Origin of the sequence: Plesiomonas sp., assembly GCF_051650925.1 — a bacterium.
In the GTDB taxonomy this organism is placed as follows: Bacteria; Pseudomonadota; Gammaproteobacteria; order Enterobacterales; family CAMTGL01; genus Plesiomonas.
This window is the reverse complement of record NZ_JBOFRH010000037.1, coordinates 1-1,561: the sequence shown is the minus strand read 5'-3', so window position 1 is coordinate 1,561 and position 1,561 is coordinate 1. Positions and strand designations below refer to the sequence as shown.

At 48.0% G+C, this 1,561-nt stretch carries 2 protein-coding genes; both read right to left on the bottom strand.

Annotation, left to right across the window (positions count from 1 at the left end; genetic code table 11):
* Positions 1-390: 390 nt before the first annotated feature.
* Positions 391-1,251: an endonuclease/exonuclease/phosphatase family protein gene (locus tag ACRC27_RS00830; protein ID WP_438638875.1), complete on the bottom strand. Its 861-nt coding sequence runs from the start codon at positions 1,249-1,251 to the stop codon at positions 391-393.
* 127 nt (positions 1,252-1,378) lie between these two features.
* The coding region (locus tag ACRC27_RS00825) for a PTS transporter subunit EIIB (protein ID WP_438638874.1) at positions 1,379-1,561 on the bottom strand (183 nt) is incomplete at its 5' end.

Genomic DNA, 1,561 nt, shown 5'->3' with positions numbered 1-1,561 from the left:
ACACTGGTCTGTAAAAATGCTTTTGAACCGAGCAGCATATAGAAAAAATGCCATTATTACTTCGATACTGGCTGCAGTTTTAATTATAAAATTTTTCACTATAAAAAAAGAGCACTTTCTATTTTGTCGACCTGTTTTGTCGAACGGTTTTGTCGCGCAGATTGCTGGCGTGTGATTGAGTAGAAATTACGCGCAATCGATATGAAAAGAAGCACTACTGTCAGGCCATTTCGAAATGCAGCGAGCAAGAAAGCAAGCGAAGGAACGAGGAAGAAGGAAAAGGAAAAAGATAAGCTGGCTACTCACGCACAAAGATTGAGCTAATACAGCTGAGCACTCACCACCGGCTCGCCCGAAAGCGCGCCGCCAGTAGTGAGTTAACTTTGAAATTTAATTTGACTCCGGCGTACCTAAATCAAGCTCAGTGAAGACACCGAAATGATCCGAGATCACCGGATAACAATCACCCGTGAACAGGGTTTGGCTACGTTTGACTCTCACCGGTAGATTGGCAAAGATAAAATCTAAGCGCAGGCTCTGGGTGTTATCTTCCCAGCCATCGATTTTCTTCACTACCGTAATGCCCGCATCCTTTTGCTCCGCCAGCACATAGCAATCCCACCACCCTTGTTGCTGCACATAATCATAGCCTTGCTGGGAAAGGTGTGCCGGATTGTTAAAATCACCAAGAAAGAAGCTCAAGCGCGGTGTCACTTTGCTCGCAATCCGAACGATATGCTGCTGGAAAGGTGACTCGGCATCATCCCACCAGCCACAGTGGCAATTAAACAGATCGATCTCTTGTCCGGCATGGTGCACGCGAATGCGCACTGCGCGTCGATGCTTCCAATTTTGCTCATCGTAGTCATCATTTAAGTCGATCACTTCATGCTGCAAAATAGGCAGTCGGCTTAAAAAGGCCAGCCCTTCCTCATACACAGCATAGCTTTGATGCACAAAATCCCACGTCAGTTGATAGCGCTGGCCGTACTCACGCAGCTTTTGCTGCAAGAGATAGGCATAATTGCCCACTCGGATTTGCGGGTTCAGCAAATTATAGGCATGCGCTTGCGCCGCGGTTGAGCTCGGCAACAGATCACGCTGCAAATGCCCGCTAGTTTGGTGCTGATTGATTTCTTGTAACGCCACCACATCGCAATCTTGTTCGATGATCGCCTTGGCTAAGATGTCTAACTTAGCCAGCGGCTCATCTTCTTGCCAACTGTGGGTGTTTAATGTCAGTAACTTCATGTTGTAGCTCAATACGTGAAGAGTGAATGCTCGGCATTCGCGGGTAGATCTTGACTTGATATGCCCGATAAACGCCGCCGATAACGGCATTTATCGGTGATAATCGATCTATAACAGTCATTCGGACTTACGCGGCCGCGAACTTCTGTACCAAGCCGGATTTGATGACATCCACACCCGGGCCATAAATCGCTTGCACCCCTTGGTCTTTGATCACCAACCCGACGGCGCCCGTTGGCTGCCAAGCGGTAAACTCACTGACTAAGGTTGGGTCTTTAACCGTGATCCGTAAGCGCGTCATGCAAGCATC

Excerpts from the sequence above, each read along its gene's own strand:
- ACRC27_RS00830 (WP_438638875.1), bottom strand. The coding sequence starts at position 1,251 with ATGAAGTTACTGACATTAAACACCCACAGTTGGCAAGAAGATGAGCCG.